The sequence below is a fragment of the Spirochaetota bacterium genome (genome assembly GCA_035477215.1).
GTDB lineage: Bacteria > Spirochaetota > UBA4802 > UBA4802 > UBA5368 > MVZN01.
On sequence record DATIKU010000032.1, the window covers coordinates 1 to 24,927 of the forward strand.

At 58.5% G+C, this 24,927-nt stretch carries 20 protein-coding genes; 11 read left to right on the plus strand and 9 right to left on the minus strand.

Annotated elements, in window-relative coordinates; translation table 11 throughout:
* A partial coding sequence (locus VLM75_07245; protein HSV96713.1) for a hypothetical protein occupies positions 1-1,460 on the plus strand: 1,460 nt, incomplete at its 5' end.
* Between the two features lie 24 nt (positions 1,461-1,484).
* On the opposite strand, the gene VLM75_07250 is transcribed toward VLM75_07245, so the two are convergent.
* A complete protein-coding gene (locus VLM75_07250; GenBank protein ID HSV96714.1) occupies positions 1,485-1,934 on the minus strand; it encodes a hypothetical protein in 450 nt (149 codons plus the stop codon).
* Positions 1,935-2,082: 148 nt separating this feature from the next.
* Here VLM75_07250 and VLM75_07255 point away from each other — a divergent pair, with 148 nt between their 5' ends.
* The 6 genes from VLM75_07255 to VLM75_07280 all read left to right on the plus strand — a co-directional run bounded on the left by VLM75_07255 (position 2,083) and on the right by VLM75_07280 (position 8,797).
* Positions 2,083-3,156, plus strand: a complete 1,074-nt coding sequence (locus tag VLM75_07255) for a CapA family protein (protein HSV96715.1) — start codon at positions 2,083-2,085, stop codon at positions 3,154-3,156.
* A gap of 303 nt (positions 3,157-3,459) precedes the next feature.
* On the plus strand, positions 3,460-3,897 hold the full coding sequence (locus tag VLM75_07260; protein ID HSV96716.1) for an SRPBCC family protein: 438 nt from the start codon (positions 3,460-3,462) through the stop codon (positions 3,895-3,897).
* On the plus strand, positions 3,897-5,579 hold the full coding sequence (locus VLM75_07265; protein HSV96717.1) for a DNA repair helicase XPB: 1,683 nt from the start codon (positions 3,897-3,899) through the stop codon (positions 5,577-5,579). The genes VLM75_07260 and VLM75_07265 overlap by 1 nt, the downstream gene beginning before the upstream one ends.
* Entirely contained in the window at positions 5,566-7,545 is a 1,980-nt protein-coding gene (locus tag VLM75_07270; GenBank protein ID HSV96718.1) for a putative glycoside hydrolase, read from the plus strand. Before VLM75_07265 ends, VLM75_07270 begins: the two co-directional genes overlap by 14 nt.
* 59 nt (positions 7,546-7,604) lie before the next feature.
* Entirely contained in the window at positions 7,605-7,904 is a 300-nt protein-coding gene (locus tag VLM75_07275; protein HSV96719.1) for a hypothetical protein, read from the plus strand.
* A gap of 251 nt (positions 7,905-8,155) precedes the next feature.
* On the plus strand, positions 8,156-8,797 hold the full coding sequence (locus VLM75_07280; protein ID HSV96720.1) for a hypothetical protein: 642 nt from the start codon (positions 8,156-8,158) through the stop codon (positions 8,795-8,797).
* 410 nt (positions 8,798-9,207) lie between these two features.
* On the opposite strand, the gene VLM75_07285 is transcribed toward VLM75_07280, so the two are convergent.
* Together VLM75_07285 and VLM75_07290 are read right to left on the minus strand one after the other, a co-directional pair.
* Positions 9,208-10,059, minus strand: a complete 852-nt coding sequence (locus VLM75_07285; protein HSV96721.1) for a flagellin — start codon at positions 10,057-10,059, stop codon at positions 9,208-9,210.
* 211 nt (positions 10,060-10,270) lie between these two features.
* Positions 10,271-11,116, minus strand: coding sequence for a flagellin (locus tag VLM75_07290; GenBank protein ID HSV96722.1), 846 nt, complete (start codon positions 11,114-11,116; stop codon positions 10,271-10,273).
* Positions 11,117-11,687: 571 nt separating this feature from the next.
* Between VLM75_07290 and VLM75_07295 the strand changes: the two genes are divergently transcribed.
* Complete coding sequence (locus VLM75_07295; GenBank protein HSV96723.1) at positions 11,688-12,701, plus strand: M23 family metallopeptidase; 1,014 nt, start codon at positions 11,688-11,690, stop codon at positions 12,699-12,701.
* Positions 12,702-12,712: 11 nt separating this feature from the next.
* Here VLM75_07295 and fliM read toward each other — a convergent pair whose 3' ends face one another.
* The 5 genes from fliM to VLM75_07320 form a co-directional block, all read right to left on the minus strand.
* A complete protein-coding gene (gene fliM, locus VLM75_07300) occupies positions 12,713-13,738 on the minus strand; it encodes a flagellar motor switch protein FliM (GenBank protein HSV96724.1) in 1,026 nt (341 codons plus the stop codon).
* Positions 13,738-14,712, minus strand: a complete 975-nt coding sequence (locus VLM75_07305; protein HSV96725.1) for a hypothetical protein — start codon at positions 14,710-14,712, stop codon at positions 13,738-13,740. The genes fliM and VLM75_07305 overlap by 1 nt, the downstream gene beginning before the upstream one ends.
* Positions 14,713-14,795: 83 nt before the next feature.
* Positions 14,796-16,685 carry a beta galactosidase jelly roll domain-containing protein gene (locus VLM75_07310; GenBank protein HSV96726.1) on the minus strand — a complete coding sequence of 630 codons (1,890 nt, stop codon included), beginning with the start codon at positions 16,683-16,685 and terminating at the stop codon, positions 14,796-14,798.
* A gap of 2 nt (positions 16,686-16,687) precedes the next feature.
* Positions 16,688-18,847, minus strand: coding sequence for a sulfatase (locus VLM75_07315; protein ID HSV96727.1), 2,160 nt, complete (start codon positions 18,845-18,847; stop codon positions 16,688-16,690).
* 15 nt (positions 18,848-18,862) lie between these two features.
* A complete protein-coding gene (locus tag VLM75_07320; protein HSV96728.1) occupies positions 18,863-20,437 on the minus strand; it encodes an FAD-dependent oxidoreductase in 1,575 nt (524 codons plus the stop codon).
* A gap of 120 nt (positions 20,438-20,557) precedes the next feature.
* Between VLM75_07320 and VLM75_07325 the strand changes: the two genes are divergently transcribed.
* Together VLM75_07325 and VLM75_07330 are read left to right on the plus strand one after the other, a co-directional pair.
* Positions 20,558-22,327, plus strand: coding sequence for a GAF domain-containing SpoIIE family protein phosphatase (locus VLM75_07325; GenBank protein ID HSV96729.1), 1,770 nt, complete (start codon positions 20,558-20,560; stop codon positions 22,325-22,327).
* A gap of 15 nt (positions 22,328-22,342) precedes the next feature.
* The gene (locus VLM75_07330; GenBank protein ID HSV96730.1) at positions 22,343-23,323 is read left to right on the plus strand and encodes a lysylphosphatidylglycerol synthase transmembrane domain-containing protein; all 981 of its coding nucleotides are present in this window, start codon (positions 22,343-22,345) and stop codon (positions 23,321-23,323) included.
* 15 nt (positions 23,324-23,338) lie between these two features.
* Here VLM75_07330 and sixA read toward each other — a convergent pair whose 3' ends face one another.
* Entirely contained in the window at positions 23,339-23,797 is a 459-nt protein-coding gene (gene sixA / locus VLM75_07335) for a phosphohistidine phosphatase SixA (protein HSV96731.1), read from the minus strand.
* Between the two features lie 194 nt (positions 23,798-23,991).
* On the opposite strand from sixA, the gene VLM75_07340 reads away from it, so the two are divergent.
* Positions 23,992-24,927: a patatin family protein gene (locus VLM75_07340; GenBank protein HSV96732.1), complete on the plus strand. Its 936-nt coding sequence runs from the start codon at positions 23,992-23,994 to the stop codon at positions 24,925-24,927.

A 24,927-nucleotide genomic window follows, 5' to 3' on the forward strand; every position in this document is an offset into this window, starting at 1 on the left:
TTGCGTCGAGCCTCGTTTTAAGCGAGCGGAGTTCCCTCAATCTCACTCTGGTACGCAACGGCGACGGAAGTGAAAGCCATACATGGAGCCTCGTTCTCGCCGACGCGTCCGCCCGGCTCTTTCTGCTCGCGGGCAACTACACGGCGGCCTTCGGCGGAGGCCTGCTCCTCGGCAGGCCGCAGGCATACGCTCCCGATCTCTTTTCATGGCGCTCCATGAATGAGGAGAGGAACGTCTTTTCTCCCGTTAAAAGCGGCAATCCGTCCTATGCCTTCAACGGCATCGCCGCCTCATACCGCACCAGGGGCGATAGTGTCGCGCTTGGCATTCACTCGTTTTACTCGATCGCCCCGCGCAACATCTCCGAGGACGGATACTTTTCGGCGGGCACCGGCAATTCCCTCGGCACCATCCAGACCTCGCTCGAGCGGGACTGCGGACAGAGCGAACCGGTGACCATTCGCACGGGCGGTCTGATGTTGTCGCTTGTCGCCGCCGGACTCTTTTTAATCGAACCCTATTACGTCTATACCGACCTCACCGCTCCTCAGGGCGGCAGCATCGAGTGGGACAGGGAACAGCGCGACGGCATATATACCGCAATACGAAACGTCCACGGCGCTGGCGTGATGCTCCGCTACCGCGACGAGCGCCTTAGCTTATTCCTTGACTCAGCCCTCAGCGCGGCCGGCAGAAGCGATGATGAACGGGGCAGATACCGCGTAAACGGGAACGGAGTCGTCTGCGGAACCAGGTTCTCTCACCCGCTTCTCTCGTTTTCATTCGCGATCAAACGGACATCGCCGGAATTCAACGCGCCCTACCAGTCCACCGTCGGCGAAAGGTATCCGGAAAGAGGCTGTTTCCTCGAGGCGGAGGCGCGGCCGGTCCGGGGGCTCGCCGCCGGGACGTCGTTTGCCGCCCAGAAAAAACTCGTGCCCGCGGTCGCCGACCCGGAGTTGCCCTACACCTCGAGGGAAAAATATTATATCAGGTATTCAGGCTCCAGGATCAGATCCGCGGAGCTTTCAGCCCGCCGGTATGAAAAGACCAGCCGCGGCGCGGCGCTTTGTTCACAGCAGGCCGCCGGGTCGGTCAAGGTACGCCTGCTTGAATTCCTTGACTCCGAGACGTCTGTTCTGGGGCAGCGAAGCGAACAGGGGGGCAGGGCCATTATGGCGAAGGGGGGGCTTGTCATCGAACTCGCCCGGAGGAGCGCGCTCTCGCTTCATTACGCGCGCGCGCACATCTCCGGAGGCGAACGGCTCTACGGCGTCATCTCTCCCCTGGCGAACTCGAGCATTCCCGGTATGTTTATAACGACGACATCCGACATCATAGCCGCAAAGGTGACAGTCCGCGGCGAAAGGTTCAATCTCGCCGGCCGTTATCTCCACCAGTGGGCGCGCGGAGAAACCGCGCAACGACGGCTTGAATTCGCCGCCTCGGGGACATTTTAAAGACGGCGGGTTGCGGCATCCGGCTTACCGGCGCAGCATCGCCGGATAGACGAAGAGGACCCAGTTCCCTGAACCGGTCATCTTCATCTCAGCCTGGATATCTTCCGCGCCGCCGTCGCGATAAACGAGTCTGCAGCGCACGAACGCGAACTCGCCGCTGATCCTTTCGTCGCGGAGAAGCACGTCCCTGATGCTGCAGTCGCGCGTAAGCCGGTTCCAGAACGCCCGCTTGCCGCTCTGGCTCCAGTCGTCCGTTCCCCGTACCCGCAGATTCTCGTCGAAATCCGCCACCAGCGTATACGTGATGGACGACGAAACCTCCTCTATCCTGTTCTGATTTGCCATGTCTATTATATGCACCAGGGTCTCCCCCGGCCCGTCCTTTACCGGCGATACACGAAGCGAGCCGCTCCGCTCCCGCGCGCAGGAGAGCACGGCGACTGCCGTGATAATTATTATAAGGGGTATTCGCATACCCGAAGCAGACACCAGAAAACCGGCCCGGTCAAGCGATTTGATGGTCCCGAAAATCCCGGAACGAATTTGCTTGACGAGCCTGGTCCGCCGCCCCTATCGTTGCGGTTCGCGTGTTGCCCACTGTCACAGGGAGGGTCTTGCATAAATGACAAAACCATCTCGAACGGCCGTCGCCCTGCTCATTCTGCTTCTCTCCGTGTGTTCGCCACTGCAAGGCGGTGAAGCGCCCCGGGAGATTTCGCTTCTCTTCTGCGGAGACGTGATGCTCGACTGGGGCATCCGCGAGGCCGTCGCAAAGGAGGGATACGGCTTCCCGCTCAGGCGAATCCGAGGCTTTCTTTCCGGTTTCGATTACCGATTCTTCAATCTGGAAGGCCCGATTTCGGACAAAGGGGAGCCTCACGGCGACAAGAAATATATCTTTAATGCCCCCCCGGGCATGGTGCGCGTGCTTACCGAAGGCCGGCTCGACGGAGCGATGCTGGCCAACAATCACATGTCGGATTTCGGCAACATCGCCCTCCTCGACACCATCTCGAACCTTTCCGCGGAGGGTATACGCACCGCGGGCGCCGGAATCGACGCCGAAACGGCCTCGCTTCCCATACTCATCTCGCGGGGGGGAATTTCCGTAGCCGTTTTCTCATTCACCAACCTCGCCCACAGGGACGCCTACGCGACGGCATCCTCGCCGGGCGTTGCACGCGCGGCCCTGGAGCCGATGCGGAAGGCTATTGAGCAGTTTCGACGCTTCACCGATTTTATCGTCGTCAACCTTCACTGGGGGGATGAATACACCAATTACCCCTCCAATGACCAGGTCGAGATGGCCCGCGCGCTAATCGACTCCGGGGCCGACGCCGTTATCGGACATCACTCTCACGTCTACCAGGGGATGGAGGTGTATCGCGGCAGGCCGATCGTCTACTCGCTCGGCAACTTTCTCTTCGGGTCGATAAACGAGGACATTCGCGATAACATCGTCGTGGCACTTGATTTCAGGAAGGAAGGACTGTCATCTATGCGGGTGTACCCCATCAGCGGGAACACCGCCTCGCACCCCTTTCAGCCGGCACGGCTTTCCGGAAGGGACGCGGAGGGCGTATTAAGCCACGTGCTGGAGATATCCCTCCCGCTCGGGTCGGACTTTCCGAAAAAGGCGGTCATGGTCGACTCCTCACTGCTCTATCGGTTCCATGCCGATCCCAAGCAACGATAGAACCACCGGTCCCTCAATCCCCGAGAAGCGCCCTATTAGCCCGCCCGGCGCCTTCGGCGCGCACGTCGACATTATACCCGCCCTCGAGAAGAACATCGTCGTACAGAAAGGCTGTCTTCATCATGGCAACCCCCGCGAGAGCACCTCGCCGTAATGAACATCATGTCGCCATTGCGGATATATTGCTATAAATATACATGTTTCGTGCAATTAATAAATCGATCCTGCCGCGGTGACGGCGGAGTTAAATCATTTGACAAAACCGGCTCATACGACGACAATTCCTCCTTCAAAGGACGGATGATGATAAAGGCACGACTTCGAACAACGCTGTCCTGCTCCCCGAAGGAAGCGTTCAGGCACTTCGAGAGCATCGCCTCGCTCGGAGCCCTTAAAAAAGAGCTCCTGGGAGCGCGGATAGCCCGTCGCGAGCCGGGCCTCGAGATAGCGGACGCGCATCTGCGGTTTCCCTTCTTCAAGCACGCGGCCGCACGGCTCAAGTACACCACCGTCCCCGAAACATATGCCGAACTAAAGCAGATAAAGGGCCCGCTCTCAGAATACCGCTGGGCGTTTTCATTCAGTGGAATCGGCGGGAACACCCGGGTCGACGTCGAAGTGGCGATCAGGCTGCCGCTGGGGCCCATGGGTTTTATACTGGGACTCGTCATCGGCCCCTTCATTAAGAGAAAGATGCGCCGCGAACTTACAACACTGGAGAAGCTTACGGCACCCCGATAATGACCAAGAACAGACCCATCATCGTTCAGAGCGACAACACCGTCCTCCTCGAGGTTGACAATCCCGATTTCGAGAACGCGCGGGACGCGATCTCCCCCTTCGCGGAACTCGAGAAGAGCCCGGAGCACATCCACACCTACCGCGTCACTCCTCTGTCGCTGTGGAACGCGGCCTCCGCGGGCCTTACGACCGGCGCCATCGTCGACGCGCTCAGGCGCTATTCCCGCTACGACATCCCCGAGATTGTGCTCACCACGATCTCCGAGCAGATGCGCCGCTACGGCCTTATACGGCTGGTGAAAAAGGACGACAGGATGCTCCTTGTTTCGTCCGATTCACTGCTCCTTAACGAAATTGTCCGGGACCGGAAAATACAACCCTATATCGCCGGCCCTGTCGACGAATTCACCGTGGAGGTGAAGGCGGACCTGAGGGGTCACATCAAGCAGGCCCTCATCAAGATGGGTTTCCCGGTGGAGGATACGGCCGGCTACGAGGAAGGCGATCCGCTGGTGTTCGGCCTTCGCGCCACCGCATTATCGGGCAATCCGTTCGTCATCCGGGATTATCAGCAGAGCGCCGTCAACGCCTTCTATCGCGGCGGGGGGCCGGACGGCGGGAGCGGGGTGGTGGTGCTGCCCTGCGGGGCGGGCAAGACAATGGTCGGCATAGGCGCGATGGCCCTCCTCCAGACCGAGACGCTCATACTGGTGACGAACACGGTCGCGATCCGCCAGTGGCGCGAGGAACTGCTCGACAAGACCGACATCGCGCCCGAGTTGATCGGCGAGTTTTCGGGTGAGAAAAAGGAGGTGAGGCCGGTAACGGTGGCCACCTACAATATCCTTACCTACCGGAAAAAAAAGAACGAAAGCTTTCTCCACTTCGACCTCTTCCGCTCCAAAAACTGGGGCCTCATTATCTACGACGAGGTGCACCTCCTTCCTGCGCCGGTGTTCCGCATGACCTCCGAGATCCAGTCCAAGCGGAGGCTGGGCCTCACCGCCACGCTCATCCGCGAGGACGCGATGGAAGCCGATGTCTTCAGCCTCATCGGCCCCAAAAAATACGACATGCCCTGGAAGATCCTCGAAAGGTCCAACTGGATCGCCGAGGCCATCTGCACGGAAATACGCATCGAGCTTCCCGAATACCTTCGCTACCAGTATTCTATCGCGAGGGACCGAGAAAAATTCCGCATCTCATCCGAGAACGAGGACAAGATCGATGTCGCGCGAACCATACTCGACCATCACCCGGGGGCGAGCGTCCTCATAATCGGCCAGTACATCTCACAGCTCGAGGAGCTGGAGCGGCGCTTCAAATACCCCCTGATCACCGGCGCCACGCCTGTCTCCGAGCGCGAGGCTCTCTATGCCGATTTCAAGAAAGGGAACATTAAAATCCTTATCGTCTCAAAGGTCGCAAACTTCTCGATAGATCTACCCGACGCCAACGTTGCCATACAGGTTTCAGGCACTTTCGGCTCGCGCCAGGAGGAGGCGCAGCGCCTGGGACGGATACTTCGCCCCAAGAAGGGCGAGAACCGCGCGTATTTCTACACCATCATTACCTCCAACAGCGTGGAGGAGAGGTTCGCCCACAACCGCCAGCTCTTTCTCACCGAACAGGGTTACACCTACGTGATCCTCAACCGGGGGATGTTCAATGAGCGTTTTTAGAACGCTTGCCGCCGCGCTCGCCATTCACCTGTTCGCCGTCGCTCCGGCATTCTCCGCCGGGACGCGGGCCGTACTCCTTTCCGAAAAAAACGGTCTGTTCGTTTCCAATGACAATGGTAATAGCTGGCACCGCTTCAACGATGGCCTCCCCGGGGAGTTTGTCCCGCTTTCGATAACCGTGGACGCGGCCGACGGCCTGTATCTCCTCACCAGGCATTCCGGCATTTTCGGCCGGCCCATGGGAGCTTCCGCCTGGCGCTCCCTCAACAGCGATCGTTTCCGTTTGCGCTCCGAGCTGCATCCGGACCGTTATCGAAAAATCACCGCCTTTGCCGCCGACGACGCGCGTGCGGGCTCGCTCGCCCTCGCCACCAAGCACGCCCTGTACCGCTCGTACGACAATGGCCGAAGTTGGGCAAGCGTCCCCATGAAGGTGCTGGAACACAATCACTACATCACCGCGCTCGCTTTCGGACCATCGGGCGTTCTCTACGCGGGGACCTCGTTTCACGGCATCTACCGGGTCACCGACCGCGGGCTCGTTTCCTCGTCGTCGGGCCTACCCCGTGAGCCCTACTCCGCGGACGCGTTCTTTTATGAGGAGGTGGGCGCGATCGCCGCCGACGGGACGAACCCGGATGTATTGTACGCGGGGCTCAATTTCGGCGGCGGCCTGTATGCATCGAGGGACGGCGGCCGCTCGTGGAGGAGCCTGGGAGCCGTGCCCGGCGACACGGGCTCACTCGTTTTAGGTGGGCTTTTAAAAAAGGGTAATTCGCTTTTCGTATCCATGGGCGGCGCGGCCTGGCGTCTCAACACGGAAACAGGGGTCTGGAGAGAGCTCAAGGTGGACGGCATCATGCGCCGTCTTCCGTCAGGCGCAAAACCGCTCGCCCTCCTCGCGCTCGACGGCACCGGCGCCTATCCACCGCTCTTTTATCGAATCGGCACGCCCGGAAGTCCGCGCGCCAACGACCTCCGCGCACGGGCCGCGGATAAAAAAGCTCTCTACGCGAGCATTCCCGCCGTGCGCCGCAATCTTGCCGGGCTTATCTCCACCATTCACGCCTGCAAGATGAACGCCATGGTCATCGACATGAAGGACGACCAGGGTAGCCTCCATTTCCCGACGAATAACGAGACCGCGCTGCGATCGGGCGCGGCCCGAAAACCGGTCGATGTCCGGGCGATCCTCGGCACGCTTCGGCGGGAGGGCGTCCATTCAATCGCCCGGGTGGTGGTATTCAAGGACCCGAACCTGTTCCGCTACGACGGCAACCGGTACGCGATCTGGAACGCCCGGACCAACGCGCCCTGGCGCGGCAGCGAGGGCGAATACTGGGTCGATCCCCATTCGACGCTGGCGCAGGAATACAACATCGCGCTCTCGAGGGAACTCGCCGCGCTCGGTTTCGACGAGATACAGTTCGACTACATCCGCTTCCCCTCGGACGGGCCCACGCACCTGTGCCGCTACCGGCACCGACGCTTCGAAGACGGTTTCAAATCCGAGGCGATCGGCGACTTCCTGGAACGCGCCAAGCGCGTCATTCCCGTCCCCCTTTCGGTGGACATCTACGGTTTCAACGCCATGTACCGTTTCGGCAACTGGATAGGCCAGGACCTGGAGGAGATCGCCGCGGTCGTCGACGTGGTCTGCCCCATGGTGTACCCCTCGCACTTCGGCGGCAGGTACTACCGGCGCTTCCCCGGCGACGAGCACCCCTACCGGATCGTGCTCGACAGCGGCGTCCGCGCCCGCGTCATCTCCGGCGACGGCGCGCCCCTGCGGCCGTATCTCCAGGCGTTTAAAATGCTCTCCCCCACCTGGGGGACAGGCTATATACAGAGCCAGGTGCGCGGCGTCCTCGAAAGCGGCGTCGGCGGTTACACCTTCTGGAACGCTAAGGGCGAATACGACATGGTGCGCCGGGCCCTGGGCGGCAGGCCCCCCGAAGGGAAATAAGCGAAGGGCTCTTTCGGCCCGCATTCAAGAATGCGCCCCCGCATGCCGATAAGTACGGCATGAATATCTCTTCCGGCATCGCGGAGATAAACCTCTCCACCTACCAGGGCAACCGGGTCGTCTCGGAAAAGGCGTTCCTGTGGCCCGCCTATAACGACGGGAAGGTGACCTCGATCCACGGCTTAATGCGCCAGACCGAGTCGAACGCCACCTACATCACGCCCTCCCCCGAGGAGCGGGAGCGCCTGCTCGGCGACCTCTTCAATTCGCCCGCGACCGAATATTCCTCGAAGGGACGGGTGTATGAGAACCGCTACCTCTCTTACCGGCCCGGCACCTTCTTCGACGCGCTCGCCTGAAAACGATTAACCCATTGCCGATATTGCGCTCATCGGGGCATGGCCCCTGTTGTGCAAAGTCTATCATAAAAAGCTTGCCGCGGCCCCAACTCTTGTGTACATTAACTCCCGTATAAACATCAGGGTTGTTTCGGGACCGGATACGCCGCGACTACCGGACAAACCGGAGCCGGCGGGTTTCCCGGTTATAAAACAATCAGTTCCTGTAAACATTTCCGCATATCATCAAATTAATTAATGGAGGAACATCCATGAGAAAGCTTTTCGCGGTATTTGCGGTGCTCGCCTTCGTGTTCGCCTTTTCATACGGCGCGCAGGCTCAGACGATGACGACGGATATCGTCTTCCTGAAGGGTGGCTATATTCCGGTATCGACAACAAGTTTTAAAGATACGTCATTTTTTGATAATGATCTTGAAGCACGAGGATTTGCCATACAGGGTGAATACAACCTTAATTTCGACGGTGTCTGGCTTGGCTTCGGGCTTGAGTACCAACGGTTAAAAGCGGAATTTGACGGTAATTTTGTGCACTTCAACCAGTTTATCCAACCGATGGTTTCGCTGAAATATGCCGCATTGGGGGGGCTCTATGTAGGCGGCGGCATTTCTGGAAAATACCTGATAGCTACGGAAAAGATAAAGGACGGTACCAACACGTATGAATGGGAAAAGGCGATAGACCTGTGGGCCAATGGAATACTCGGCTACTACACGCCGATAGGCGAAGGCGTATTTCTCGACCTTGAAGGAAGATTCGGCTACAATCTGACCAACAATCAGTTCTCAGAAATTAAGGAGAATGGAGTCAAAGAAGATACTGACAATAAGTCATCTTTCGACATCGCCTTCTACGTCGGCGTCGGTTTCCGCGCGGCCGCGTCCGATTATTAAGACTCACGCTTCATCTGCCACGTCCAGCCCCCGCCCATGGCGGGGGTTTTTAAATCCCTTCAGCCTACGGCGACCCCCGGAGCCCGCGGGTCGGCCAACGAATATCCAACGACCTCACCCCCCGGCCCCCTCTCCCATTAAGCTCGGAAGAAAGGAGAGGGGGTGTCCACACAATGGGCTTAAGGTTTAGAAGCCCTCGCCCTTTGGGAGAGGGCGCGGCAGAGCCGGGGTGAGGGCATTGAGGCTCACGGCAAATCCTCTCAGCCGCTGGCAGCTCCCCTTTGTATAGAAGGGAGCCGTATCAATGATACCGGTTGGCTTTTAAAAATGCCCAAATAAATAAAAAACCCGCTCTTTCGAGCGGGTTTTTGCGGTTGCGGTATTCCCTCTGAGTTCGTCCATTTTCTGTATCAGCCCCCGAGAAGCTGGAGGACCGTTCGCGTCTTCATGTTGGCCTGGGCCAGCATCGCAGTACCACTCTGAACCAGTATCTGGTCCTTCGTGAAGTTTACAAGAGTTTCCGCCATGTCCGCGTCGCGTATGCGGCTTTCGGACGCCTGGATGTTCTCATAGGCATTCATGAGACCCTTTGCGGCGTACTCCATTCTGTTGTAATAAGCGCCGAGGTCCGCACGCTGCTTCGCGATCTTCTGCAGCGCGTCGTCTACGATCCCGATGGTGCGGTTCGAGTTGTCGGCGGTGCTGAGGTTCGCGAGGAACTTTCCGGTCTTTTCCTTGAGGTTGAGCCCCTGAGAGGTCATAGTTCCGATGTAGACACGCTCGCGCTGGTGCATGTTGGGCCCCATGTGGAACCACATGCTCGCTTTCGGGTTGGTCCGCGAGAATTCGCCAAGGAGGAGTTTAAATTTGTTGAACTCCGCCTGCGATGCGATGCGGTCAACCTCGTCGATCAGCGCAGAAACCTCGACCTGGATCAGCTGCCGGTCTTCCTGGGTGTAGATGCCGTTGGACGACTGGACCGCAAGCACCCTGATCCTCTGTAAAATTGCCGAGGTCTGGTCCAGGTAGCCTTCCGTGGTCTGCACGAAGGACATTCCGTCCTCGGTGTTGCGCGTGGCCTGACGAAGTCCCATGATCTGGGTCCTCATCTTTTCCGAAACCGCCAGTCCCGACGCGTCGTCGCCGGACTTGTTGATGCGCAAGCCGGAGGAAAGCTTCTCCATGGAGGCGTTTACGTCCCAATGCTTGAACTTCAGCACCCTGTTCGCATTGATGGCGCTCATGTTGTGATTGATAATCATACGTCACACTCCTTTGTTTGATATGTACCCGATCTCCCTATCGGGCTTGTAAGGCCAGGTTGCACTAAATAATCAGGGAATACCTATTATTCACTGCAACCATCCATCCCTCGGCAAAGGAAAGAATGCTTGCAGTGATTATCCCTTCAGTTTTCAAAGAACCGCTCCTCCCCGCCGGGCCCTCCCGGCGGATGGAGTGACGTCATTTATCCTACCGTAACAGCTGCAATACGCCCTGCGGCTTCGCGTTGGCCTGGGCCAGCATCGCCGTGCCGCTTTGAACCAGAATCTGGTTCTTGGTGAAGTCGACCGTTACCTCGGCCATGTCGGCGTCGCGGATGCGGCTTTCGGACGCCTGAATGTTTTCATACGCGCTCATGAGCCCCTTCGCCGCGTGCTCCATGCGGTTGTAATAGGCGCCCAGATCGGCGCGCTGCTTGGAGATGACGTGCAGCGCCTGATCGAAGACCCCGATGTTCCTGTTCGCCATCTCGGGCGTCGAGAGCGTAACGGGTTCGCCCACCATGTCCTTGAGGTTCAGGGCGCGCGCCGTCATGGTCTGGATGTAGATGCGCTCGCGCTGGTGCATGTTGGGCCCCATGTGGAACCACATCGACATGCTTCGGCTGAGGCGCGCGAAGTCCCCCTGGAGCAGGTTCATCTTGTTGAACTCCGCCTGCGAGGCAATGCGGTCGACCTCGTCCACAAGCTGCGAAACCTCCACCTGGATGAGCTGGCGGTCGTCGGGCGTGTAGATGCCGTTTGACGACTGCACGGCCAGCACGCGCATGCGCTGGATGATATCGGAGAGCTGCTGGAGATAGCCTTCGGTTGTCTGGATGAGCGACATGCCATCCTCGGTGTTGCGCTCGGCCTGACGGAGCCCCTGCACCTGGGTCCTCATCTTCTCGGATACGGCCAGGCCCGACGCGTCGTCGCCGGCGCGGTTGATCCGCATGCCGGATGACAGCGACTCCATGTTCTTATCAACATTCCAGTGCTGGAATTTCAGGACCCTGTGAGTATTAATAGCGGACAGGTTGTGATTGATAATCATTCGATTCCTCCATGAATCATCGTACGTCGAGCCGGCCTCCTTGCCGTCTCGTATGGGTGGCAGTCCCGTACGATACTATCTTCGGAATCGATGAGTGGTTAATTGAAGCCGATTATAGACGATTACAGGCGATTAATGGCGATTTTAATTTATTATGGACTAATATTATACTCATTTGGCTCTATTTCGATTATTTTCACGGATTTTCCCCTAATCTTTATTTCGGCAGACTGTTTTTTTTCATGAGAGCTTTTTTTATTTTTTCGTCATACGCGTGCGAACAAAAGAACACCAACAGCGGATACGCAAGACCGTCGTCAGGATCAACGATTTTTTTACGGAATATCGCGTTATCCCCGAATCCTAAAACCGGTTCGCCCGCCCGGCGAAGGTCCGGTTGGAACGGCAGGAGCCCATGCACGTCCGGCTTTGGGTGTAATATTACAACAAATAGTGGAGAATTAACCGTTTCCGTGTATATTTTTGGAAAAAACTTGACACCATCCTTCCGATACGTATAGTAGCATCGATAACTTCGCGACCACCGGTATTATAATTCCACAGGAGATGTATGGGCCTAAACCCGTTCAGGGACTCCAATCTTAACGACCTTCAGGAGGACATTCGCAGGTTCTTCGGCGACCGCTTCGGCGAGCTCGCCGAGAGGGCCAGGGCCGAATGGGGCCTCTTCGTTAAAAAGGGACGCGAGCGGGTCACGATCATGTTCATCCCGCACTCCGCCAAGAAGATCGCCAACTTCCACCTGACGCTTTTCTCCGTCTTCTCGATCGTGGGAGCGATCGTCGCCATCGTCGTCGTCACCTCGATCGTCATCGTAAACCACGCGTCAACGATCAAAGAGATATCGAAGCTCAAGATGTACGGCTCCTACTCGAAAATTCAGATAACCCGATACAATGAGGAAATCAACCGGCTGTACGGCATCTTTCAGAAGTTCAAGCCGGAGATCACCCATCTCTACTCGCTTACGCCGGGAAACAACGTGGATTCACTCTGGGCCAAGGGGGGAAACCCCAATCCCGAGCCCCAGAACGAGGCCGGCGGTCAGGATTTGCCGACCATGGAAGTGCTCAACATCGAGGAAATGGAGCGGGAACTCCGGACTACCAAAGAGGTACTCGAGAAGATCAAGATCTTCCTTGAGGCGCGGCGAAAGATAATAGAAAACACCCCGTCCATCTGGCCCGTCGACGGCTATGTGGTCTCGCGTTTCGGCGATCGCACCTCGCCATACACCTTCAAGAAGGAATATCACCAGGGGCTCGATATCGCCTCTTTCCCCGGAGCTGAAATCCGCGCGACCGCTCCCGGCAAGGTTGAAAATATATGGTGGGATCCGGTTTTCGGTCTTTCGGTGGCGGTATCGCACAAGTACGGCTTTGTAACGGTGTATTCGCACTGCCAGCGCGTTTCGGCGGGGCTGGATCAGAAGGTGGGCAAGGGAGAGGTGATCGCCTACGTGGGACGGACCGGCAAGGCCACGCGGCCCGTATGCTTCTACCAGATAAAAATAGGGACGGACTTTGTCGATCCCGCCCCCTACCTCAACAAGATCGTCCAGTAAAAAAATCGATACTACAGGTCGTCCTCGCTTCGCTTGCTGATGAGCATCTCGTCGGAGATCTCCTCGATCTTTTCCCCGATCTGAATCGCAACCCGGCTTCCGACCACGCCCGGACGGCATTTGAATTTCTTCCGGCCGCCGATACGAAGCGCCATGTCCGAGCTGATCTTGGTGTCGGTGAGCTTGACGACGTCGCCCACCCTGAGGTCCAGCACTTCCTGCATGGTAATCTCGACCTCGCCGATCTCCGCTATTACCGGAAGTTCGACGGTCTCCAGACGGCTCTGGATGATGGACATGTTCTCGTCGGTAGCCCCCTTGCGGATGCTCGAATACCAGTACTGCGCCGAGAGCTTGGAGATGACGGGCTCGATGGTGATGTAGGGTATACAGAGGTTCGTCATGCCCTCGACCTCTCCCACCTTGGTCTCAAGCGTAATGAGCACCACCATGTCGTTGGGGGGCACGATCTGGGCGAACTGCGGATTGGTCTCGATGTTGCCCAGGCGCGGCCGCAGGTCGATGACGTTCGACCATGCCTCGCGCAGGTTTCCGAGGATACGCACGATGATGCCCTCCATCACTGAAAGCTCGATGTCGGTGAGCTCGCGGCTTATCTTGGCCGATTCGCCCATGCCCCCGAAAAGCTTGTCGATGATGGTGAAGGTGATGGAAGGGTCGATCTCGAGCACGGCCGATCCCTTGAGCGGGTCCATGTTGATGACGGCGAGCGTCGTCGGGTTCGGGATGGAGCGTATGAACTCCTCGTAGGTTAGCTGGTCCACGGACGCCACGTGCACGCTCACCAGCGCGCGAAGCTGCGCCGACAGGGCGGTCGTGGTCAGACGGGCGAAGGTCTCGTGCATCATCTGCAGCGTGCGGATCTGGTCTTTCGAAAACTTGTCCGGGCGCCGGAAATCGTAAATCTTGACCTTCCGCTGCTCCTTCGCCGCGCTGTAGTCCGTGGTGTCCACCTCGCCGGTGGATATCGCGGTCAATAGGGCGTCAATTTCGTCCTGGGACAGTATCTCGGTCATTATCGTTCACCCTTTAATACGGTCGCTTCAAGGTCAATTATAAGCCAGTGATCCCTCGTTTTTTCAAGCGTATATCGGTACTTGTAGCGGAACGGCAGCCTGGGGCCGTACCGGTTAACGACCACGTCCACATGGGCAATGTTCTTACCCGGAAGAAAAATCTCGTCGGCAATGGAAAAGTCTTTGATATAATCGTCCCTGCGCCGCGCCAGAAATTTAGCGAAATCCTCGAGTATTTTCAATTTCTCAATCTCGTCGGCGGCGTTATAGAGACGCACGTATTCGGGAAAGGCATTGATGAAGATGTCGGCCTTGATATACTTGTAGAGCCTGTCCCAGGTACCGCTCTTCTCGGCGGTAAGGGCGAGCAGCACCACCTCGGAAGGGGACACCCCCCGCTCCTGGCGCACCACGCCGCTTTTCTTCACAAGGCCCGGAGCGCGTACGATTTTAAACGAAAGGATGTTGGAACTGGGAAGCGCCGTCGGGCTCTGCATATCCGGCAGAAAGAAACCGCGCACCCGGTATTCGGAACCGGTGCGCAGATCGTACAGGCTTTTCAGGTTTATGGTGTGGGTGAGCGTTTCGTTGGGAAGCAACTCGACCGCGCGGGGATACAGGTCGCGCACCACCTCCTCGATCCTCCTGTTCATGAGCCGGTACGGCACGGTGATCGCCGCCTCCCGGCCCTGGGCATCGTAGACCACCGGCTGATAGGTTGTGTACGACGTGTCGTACGACACGAAGAACTCCTTTTTATCGGAGGTATTTTTAATGATCATGTTGAACACCACCGGCTCGTCCTCCGCGAAGGTGAAGCGGTCCATCTGAATTATAAGGACGAACGGCGATTCGGCCCTCTCGGCGGTCTGGCCGGAGGCTTCGCCATGGAGGCCCGCGAAGGCGAAAGCGGCCAGCGCCGCGAACGCGACGACCCTCACCCAACGAGCACGGCGATACAGGAGCTCACGCACAGCGGTATCCTTCCTCGAAAGATTTCTCCCTATAATATCGGCCTGGATTCTCCCACGCAATATCAAAATATCGGGGGAAAAACCTATCGGGGCAGGAGCTTTGCCAGGTATTCACGCACCTTCAGGCTTTTGAGCCTGCGGTCTTCGGTGAAAAGTCCGTTCTTCTCCTGAAACGTGTCGGCGAATTGGGTATAGCAGAGTCCCTGGATTGCCGGGAACCGCGAGAGTAACTCGATATGCTTCTTTAAGAAGTCGTCGAGCGGCATTCCCTCGTTTTTATACATGCCGAAGCCGTACCCGCCGAACTCGCTGACGATCAGGGGGCTTGCGGTCTCGCCATAGCCCCGCAGAAAAGGCGTCTGGGCGTTCTCCTTGCCAAGGATCATACGTATAAAATTATACCAGAGTGGCGCCTCCCGCACTCCCCTGACGAGAAGGGCGTAGAATTCCTCCGTCTCCTCCAGTGTCGGAATATAATGATGGATATCAGCGATGTCGGTCTTCAGGTGATGAAAACCGCTGTTATCGATGATGAGATAGCCGGGATACGCGCGCTTGCACCGGTCGAAGAGCTCGATGACCCCATCCCGCGCCTTTTTCGAAACGAAGGCGTTGTAGATTCCCCAGCTCTCGTTATAAAGCACGAGCGTCATGACCGAGGGATGGAGCCCGTCGCGGCGCATCACCTCCGAAAGCTCGCGCTCGAGCTTCATCATGTTCCTCGCCGAAGGACGATAATACGAGGGCATCTCCTCCCACACCAGAAAGCCGAGCAGGTCCGCCCAGTACAGGAAGGCCGGATGCTCGATCTTCTGGTGGATCCTGCAGCCGTTGAATCCCGCCTTCTTCATGAGCTCGATATCGGTCCTGAACCGGTCCGGTGATTCGGGCGAATATTGTCCGTCGCCGTAGTATCCCTGATTGAGAAGAAGTTTCTGATAGAGCTTCTTTTTATTCATCTTGATGATGCCCGACTCCACGCCGATCTGCCTGCTGCCGTAGAGCAGGTAGAGCGTGTCGATTTCCCTCTTCCCCTGTCTCAGGCCGATCTCTATCGGGTGCATCCCCGGCCACTCGACGCTCCATTTACCGAAAAGCTTCTCCGGCACGGCTATGTCGACATGGCCGTGGCCCATTGCGTCGAGCGCGACGAACTCTTTAAATTCCCGCAACGGGGTCTTTAGAATGCCGCGCTCCCCCTCGTGGACCTGGGACGCGTAGAGGCGCAGCGATACGTCGATGTTCCCCGGGTGTAGTCCCCGCGCGCTGCGTATGTCGAACGAAAATACCGCACCGCCCCGTTCGTCCCGGCGACAGCTTACGCCGCTGCAATAGACCCTTCCCAGCGGCTCGATCCAGACGTTCTGCCAGATGCCGGTGCATCCCGGATACCACACCATGAAAGGCTTCTTTAAAAATGTCTGCTTGCCGCGGACCTGTCTCATGGAGCGGGAATCCTCGATGAGCACCGTAAGGACGTTTTCCTCCTCGAACTTTTCAACCACGAACTCGAACGGCGTATAGCCGCCCTCGTGTTCGCCGAGGAAAGCGCCGTTAAGCCAGACCGAGGCCCGGTAGTCGACCGCCCCGAACTTGATGACGCCCGCCGTCAGATCGGCCGGACGTTTGAAATACCGGTAATACCAGAAAGCCCGGTGCGAGCCGATGGCCGTGGGGGTAAGCCCGTGGCGCGCGAGCTCGCGCTGGTTCACCTCCGACTCCAGAGGGAACGGCACGCGCACACGATGGATCGACGCGTCTTCGGCGAGAGCGCTCGATTGTCCCCGCAGCGCCCGCAGGCCGAAATCCCTGTTCTGCCAGCCCTTGAATCGACCCGTGGCCTTGCGATCGGGGCACAGCAGCCATTCTCCGTCCAGCGAGTAGCTCGGACTTCTGACGAGGTCCGGCCGGGGGAAATGGCCCCGCTCCCCGATTTTAAGCGTGCTGCCCAGCCTCAGTCGTACGAGCTCCATGGTCATCTCTCCCTTTTTGGAATGAATAATCCGTTTACAATGGCGACATTTTCATGGCGCAAAACTGTTTCGCGCAGCGCCTTTTGCAAACGAGCGAAAGCGGGGCCTTCGGTCGAGACGCGATTGACGAACGCCGTATCGCCGCGGCGCAGCAGCTCGTAGCGCACCCCGTCGCGGGTGGGCATGTAGATGAGCTTGTGGGTTTCATCGAACACCGTGCGGTGCTTGGCGATGTTGATCAGATCACGGTATTCGTCTTTCAGCACCACGCCCATATCAGGTTCGGCGAGTTCGCAGAGCACGCTGACGTCCGGATAGCGAATGCGCAGACGCTGGAAAAACTGCCCCCCCTCGGGCACGAACCAGATGCCGGTCTCCGCGTACGCGATGCGCGGGATGTTTGTCACCCTCCCCTCTATAACGCTCCTGTACGAGATGCCCGCCGCGTCTGTCTTCGCGTCCTTCACCCCCAGGATGTCGAGCACCGTGGGGGCGAAATCGATCTGCTGAACAACACCCATGTATCCCCTTGTCCTCGCTTTTAACGCGTAATCCCGGTGGAATTTAATGATCATCGGCACATGCGTCGCGTACTCGCCCCTGACGTGTTCCCCGTGGCCCAGGTCCAGACCGTGGTCATAGAGGTTCTCTCCGTGGTCCGCGGTGAAAACGATGATGCTGTTGTCGTACAGCCCGCGCCGCTTAAGGTAATCGACGACTTCGCCGACGGCGTCGTCTACCGCCGAGCACGCTCCGTCAAACAGTCCCTCGATCTGGCGCCGGTCGTCGCGGGCCACGAGCGTTTCGCTGAGCGGATTGTTGATTTTAAGATATCGGTATTGCCCGCGGTAGGCGGGATCGGTGTACTTTTTGTAATAAGGATGCGGCGATGCGTATGGAAAATGGGTCGCCGAGAAAAAAACGGTCAAAAGAAAACGCTTGCGGCGGGCGAGCGCGTCGAGTTCCGACTTGATATCGCCGATGAGAAACGCGGGGTCCGAGTTCTGGGCGAAGGCGCGCGCTTCCGGGAACAGGCGCCGCCCGGTGGCGTTCTGTATAAACGGCAGCAGGAAAAAATGGATTTCGAGGCCGCGCTGGCGGATGAGCGTGGTGAAGTTAAACGAAGGAGCCCGGACCCTGTCGAAGCAGCTCATTCTGGAAAAAATGTCACCTGCGTAATCCGCCACGGCGGACGTAACGTAGCCGTTTTTTCGCAGGGCCTCGGGCAGGTCGAGCCGCGCCGCGGCGAGCTCATCCCTTGAGGGAAACATGTGACGGATGCCGTGCTGCGCCGGGTACCTTCCGGACAGAAGACTGTACCACGAGGGGAAGGTGCGCGGCAGCTGCACGTGGAAATCATGAAAGCTCGTCCCTTCCGCGGCCAGGGCATCGATGTTCGGAGTGAGGCCCTTGCGCGAGCCCCAGGCCGAAACGCGGTCATAGCGGAACGAGTCCGCGGCGATGATTATCAGGTTCGGTCCGTCGTTGCGGTTAAACGGCACCAGCCAGATTAACGCCGCCAGGGCGGCGCCTGTGGTCAGGGCGACAAGCGCGCGACGCGGGAGACGGGCACAGGCTCCATAGAGCGCCCCGCCGAGTTGCACCATCACGCCGATCGTAATCGGGATAAAGCCGGCACAGACGACAAGCCTGAATGCGTCGACCAGGAGGCCCGGCACTCCGTGCGTAACGAGCATCTGGAAACCCGCAAGTACCGCGCCGCGCGCGTGGAAGTGCTCATTATACAGGGCGGGATGGTTCCGTATGTCCGCGAGGAGAAATGCGAGCATGAAGACCGTGCTGTACAGCGCGACCGTCACAACGGCCTTCCTGGTCGTAACGCGCCGGAGCGTCGCCGCACACCACAAGTAAATGCAATAACCGGCCGCCGCGCCCGAGGCGCCGCCTATCGCGACGTAAGCTGCAAGCACCTTCGCCTGGTGGAGCAGGATGAGCCATTTGAATTCCGCGAAAACGAAATCTTCCAGCGCCTGCACCCGCACGCCCATCACCGAGAACGAGGCGGAATAGAGCAGGCCAAAGACAAAGGCGCAGGCGAAAACGGCCGCGCCCACGGCGAAGGAGCGCCACAGCGCGGCCCCGCGTTCCCCCATGTCGCCGCGCGTGAACGCGGCGACTATCCTCGTTCCGATTCTGGTCATGTAGTGTTGTTCCGGTCAGAGGCCCGCCGCCGTGCAGATCGCGTCCGCCGCGCGCATGCCGTCCACCGCCGAGCTCACGATACCCCCGGCGTGGCCCGCGCCCTCTCCGACCGGATACAGGGAAGGAAGCGATACCGACTGCAGATCGGCTTCGCGGACGACGCGCACCGGTGAAGACGAGCGCGTCTCTGCGCCGATGATGACGCCCTCATCACCTATAAAGCCCTTCATCTTCCTGTCAAAACTTTTTAGGGCGATAGCGAGCTCGTCCGCTATCCAGCCTGGAAGGTATTCCCTGACCCGCGCCGCACGCACGCCCGGACGGTAACTCGTCGCCGGAACGCTCGTGTCCGGTCCGCCGCCCAGAAAAGAACGAATTCGTTCGACCGGGGCCTCCCAGCCGCCTCCGCCGGCCTCGAAGGCCTTGCGCTCTATCTCCCGCTGGAACCCGATCCCCGCAAGCGGTGACGGTCCGAGATCATCCGGGGAGACCGTAACGACGAGCGCGGCGTTGGAGTACTCTCCGTCCCTGCCCGAATAGCTCATGCCGTTGGTGCACAGCAGGCCCTCCTCTGACGACGCGTTGACGACCTCCCCCCCCGGACACATGCAGAACGAGTAAACGCCGCGGCCGCTTTGCCGGTTGTTGAATGTCAGACGGTAATCGGCCGCCGGAAGCGGCCGCTTTTCGGCCGCTTTGCCGTACTGTATCCGGTCGATGAGCCGGGCGGGATGCTCGATCCTCACGCCGACGGCGAAGCCCTTTTTCTCAAGCGCAACCTTCTCGCCGGTCAGCATATCGTACACGTCGCGCGCCGAATGACCGGTCGCGAGCACCACCGCCGAAGCGCGGTATTCCCCGCCGGTCGCGGTGGTCACACCCGCGGCCCGGCCCCCCTCGCGTATGAGTCCGGTCACCCGCTCCCCGAAACGGATGGTCGAGCCCGCATCCTCAATTCGCCTTCTGATATTCCCGAGCAGCGGAATGAGGCCGTCCGTGCCGATGTGCGGCCGTGCATCGTAGAGGATCGCCGTTGGCGCACCGCAGTCGACCATGGTCTGAAAAAACCATTCCACCTCGGGGCGGTGTATCCTCGTCGTAAGCTTGCCGTCGGAGTACGCCCCGGCGCCGCCCTCGCCGAAGAGCACGTTGCTCTCGGGATCGAGCATGCCGCCCGCCCTGAGCGCGTGTATATCGCGCATGCGCTCCTCGACAGGCCTTCCGCGCTCCAGCACCAGCACGCGCGCGCCGGCTTCGATAAGCCTGAGCGCGCAGAAGAGGCCCGCCGGACCGGCGCCGACAACGATCACCGAAAGTCCAAAACGCGCTCGCGGCGCCGGGTACCCTTCTGCGGGCACCCACAGCCGAGCATCGGTCATGGCCGGCACCGTGGAAGCGAAGCGTTCCGGCACATCCGCAATCACACGGTACCGATATACGATCCTTCCCTTGTCCCGCGCATCGAGAGACTTACGGTCGATCGACCATTCGGGATCGATATCAAGGCCCAGACGCTCGCGGAGCAGGGAGCCTATCCGCAGTTCGGGCTCGCCGGGGAAGAGTTCGATGTTTTCTATTATAATCTTCATGATAAAAAGGTGTGGACAGACGAGCGTTGCATCCTCTATCTTAGGATCATAACCGTCAACGGCCCCGCCATAACGGCGTATACAACGGGGCCCTCTTATTTGCAACAATAAGATCTGGCAATGGACATCATCGACGACAGAAAAACGCTGAATCTGGCGAAGATCGGCAGCATCAACCGCCAGATCAACTCCAGCATGAACCTGCCGGAGCTCCTGACGGTCATTCTCGAGACCGCCCGCGAGATCCTTCACACGGCCGGCGCTTCGCTTCTGCTCTCGGACCTTTTGACCGGGGACCTCATCTTCAACATCGTGCTGGGCGAGCACAAGGAGGAGATCAAGGGCGAGAAGGTGCCGCGCGGCCTGGGGATCGTCGGTATCGTGGCGGAATCAGGAAAGCCACTCATCGTCAATAACGCGCAGAACGATCCCAGGGTGTTCAAGGGCATCGACAGCAAGTCGAGCTTCACCACCCGCAACATCATCTGCGTTCCGATGACCGTTCAGGAGCGGAACATCGGTGTGCTTGAGGCCGTCAACTCGATCGACAGGGAGGCTTTCGACGAACTCGACGTCGAGCTCCTTTCGTATATCGCCGGACAGGCGGCGATCGCCATCACCAACCGGCGCCTCCTCGACGAGCTCACCAGCCGCGTCAAGGAGCTTACCGCGCTGTACGAAATATCGCAGACGGTCTCCTTCTCCCGCATCGAAGGGGACCTGCTCGATACCGTCATGGCCACCCTGCCCCGCTCGCTGGGGGTCGAACGCGCCTCGCTCCTCCTCTACGACAGGGCGAAAAACTCACTGGTGCTCCATGCCGCGCACGGCCTCCCCGAAGACGTCCTCCCGGGGATGGAAACGCCGATCGACAACTCGATCTCGGGCCACGTGTTTCGGACGGGCGACCCGCTCATCGTCGCCGACAGGGAAAACGAAATCCAGTTCATTGAAACGGACCGCCGCAGAAGCTATCGGACGCCGTCCTTCATCTCCGTTCCGGTCCGCAGCGAAAACGAAGTGATCGGGGTGATCAACGTCACCGACAAGACCGACTGTTCCATTTTCAACGCCTTCGACCTTCGGGTGATGTCGACTATCGCCAACCACGTTACCGAGGCGGTGCGAAACATCCAGTACCAGAAAAACAAGGAGGCCCAGCGGCGCTTCGCCCAGGAGCTGGACATCGCGGCGGAAATCCAGCGGAAGATCCTTCCGGCGATACCGCCCGTTTTCGGAAATCACCGCATAGCGGCCTTCAACCGCCCGGCTAAGGAGGTGGGGGGCGATTTTTTCGATTTTTTCAATTTCGGCCCGAACAAGTACGGACTGGTAGTCGGGGACGTTTCGGGGAAGGGAATTCCCGCCGCTCTTTTCATGGGTTCGGCGCGCAACGTAATCCGCGCTGAGGCCAGGATAAGCACCCAGCCCGGACCCCTGCTGGTCCATTCCAACCGCTACGTATACGACGATTCAGAGTACGGGATGTTCGTTACGGCCTTTTATATGCTCATCGACAGCCACAACAAGCTCCTCACCTACGGGAGCGCGGGCCACAACGACCAGATCATTATAAAAAGCAGGGACCGTCAGGCCGTGCGCCTTAACGCAGCGGGAAGGGCCCTTGGCCTGTCCGCGGATTCCGCGTACGAGGAAAGGGTCTTCATATACGAAACCGGCGACCTGTTGCTCCTGTTCACCGACGGCGTGCTCGACTACCTCGGGGAGGGCGATATTGACCGGGGCGAGGAGCGCCTCATCGAGATCGCGCTCCGTTACTTCGAAGACGACCCCTCGGCCATCATCGGTTATTTCAGGGAGCTGATCTCCAATAATGCGGTTGACAATTATTTCATCGACGATTTCACCATTCTCTCGGTGAAATTCTGACCCCCAGGAACCAAAGTGAAAAAATACCGGGCGATTTTTATCGGCGCGGGGGTGTTGATCCTCGCCCTGCTCATCTACAGTTTCGGCGTGAAAAAAACCATCGACGACATCTTTGCCATGGGATGGCGTTTCTGGATCATCGCAGGGATATTCCTTTTCAACAACATTTTCATGACCATCGCCTGGAAGGTTCTCATCAACCACCCGGTCAGGCCGTCATATTATCTTCAGCTTTTCCTCGCACGCGTGGCGGGCGACTCCACCTCGTCCGTTAACGCAATGGCCTCGGCCGCCGGCGAAGCGCTCAAGGCAATCTATATAAAGGACGCGGTCCCCATCCAGACCGGCCTCGCCTCGGTCGTCCTCGACCGTACCATACACATTATCTCGAACGTACTAATGATGCTTACCGGCATCTTTATCAGCTTTTTCGTGCTCAACATTCCCCTGTGGATCTCCGTCTTAACGCTCACCGCGTTCATGCTGCTCCTGTATATGATGATGGTAATTTTAAAAAAACAGCGGCAGGGCTTCGTCCGTTATCTCCTGACCCGCATTCCCGTACGCTGGCTCGATCGTTTCATGAACGAAAAGCGGTGGGAGAAGGTTGATACGCTCGACGGGGATATCTCATTCATCTTCAGCACCGGGAAGACCATGAAATGCTTCTATTACTCCCTCGCCATTCATTATCTGTCGGGTTTCTTTTTTTCCAGCCTCGAAATATACCTTATTGTCATCTTCTCGGGGAATTCGATCACCTTCGTACACTCCATGTTCCTGTATATCTTCAGCATGTTCCTCACCAGCGTCATCTTTTTCATGCCGGCGAACCTCGGCACCAGCGAAGGGTCGTTTTCACTGGCGTTGCAATTTCTCGGCTACGATCCGGCGATCGGCCTTACGGTCGGCCTCATCAAGCGCCTGCGCACACTGGTGTGGTCGCTCATCGGCATCATCATTCTGTTTTTCGCGGGCATGACCAGAAAGAGCTGATGGAGGTCGCATGCCTCACCGCATGTACTCGCACCTGAAATAACCATCAAGCCTGAATATCCCCTTCTCACGGCCGATGATCACCGGGGACACGTTGGTGATCTCCACGATATCGCGTTTTTCATCGCCCGCCAGAAGCGATGAAGAGAGCTTTCCGAGGTACGGGAGGTGTCCGACGATCAGCACGTTAACGCCAAGCACTTTAAGCTCGTCCTCCATGGGCCGTATCGGGTCGTCGGGGTTGAGGAAGGACCGCTCTTCGACATGGACCCCGCCGAGGGCGAACGAAACGGCTTCGGCGGTCTCCCGTGCCCTGGTTTTTCCGCTGTGCAGTACAAGGCCGGGGTAAAACGGGAGCTTTCGTAAAAATTCTGAAAGGCGCTTAACCTGCGAACGCCCCTTGTCGGAAAGCGGCCTCTCCGGGTCCTTCTCCGAAGCGACGGCGTCACCGTGCTGCACCAGGATAATCTTCATCGTGGCACCTCCTTCCTTCCTTTTTTTAACCGATTATAACCGATCATATCGGATTAAGGCAAACGAAAATCCCGGCTGAAAAACTGTTTGATTTATTTCCGACCGTCGGCAGGTATTAAAGGAAACAGACACCATAAAATTATGACAGGCGAGCCCGTCCTCCCCCGGTGATGACGGGAAGGCGGAACTACCAGATGACAAAGGAAAGCGGCGGGACTATGGGAATAAAGAGGCTCTATCACCGGCTGCGGGGCACGCCCTTCTATCGGAAAAGGAAAAAGGCCCTCGTGCTCGAAGGCGGGGGCATGCGCGGGATATTTCTCACGGGCGTGCTGCAGAGCTTCACCGACCGTGGATACTTCCCCTGGAAAATCATTATAGGTTCCTCGGCCGGGGCGCTCACGGGCGCGGCCTACGCCGCGCGGCAGATCCATCTTGCCCGCGACGCCTTTTTCACCGAACTTCTGTCCGGACAATTCATCAAACTTTCCAACATCCTTCGCCCCGAAAAGCACATACTGAACCTGGACTGGATGGTCGACACCATCATACACGGCGCCGAGCCTCTCGACGATCGCGCCCTGTCCCGCGCGTGCCCCGTGCTCATCACCGCCACCGACTGCCTCCCCGACAATCCCCCGCAGACGCTGTACTTAAGCTCGCGGCGCGACGATATGTCCCTGGCCCTCAAGGCGACCGCCGCCATACCCGTTCTCTACCGCGGCTTCGTCGAATACGCGAAACACCATCTTCTGGACGGGGGCCTGCTCGATCCGATTCCATACGCCAAGGCGCTGGAGATGGGGTTCGACGAGGACGAGATACTGGTGGTCGTCACGCGGCGGCGCGGTTATCGCAAGAAGGAGGAGTCGTTCTGGGTCAAGTCCCTTTACGAATCATACTACAAAGACCACCGTTACCGCTTTCTCGTCGAGGCGATCAGCAGCAGGTATCTGCTGTACAACAAGGCGCTGGACGAGCTCGAACAGCGGCACCCGGAAATCGACGTCATCTATCCCCCGGACAACTTCCGGGTGGACCGGCTCAGCCGTGACGGTAAAAAAATAATGGAAGGCTTCGCGCAGGGCGCCGTGGCCGGAAGGGACTACCTGCGGCACCTGCGCGGCTGA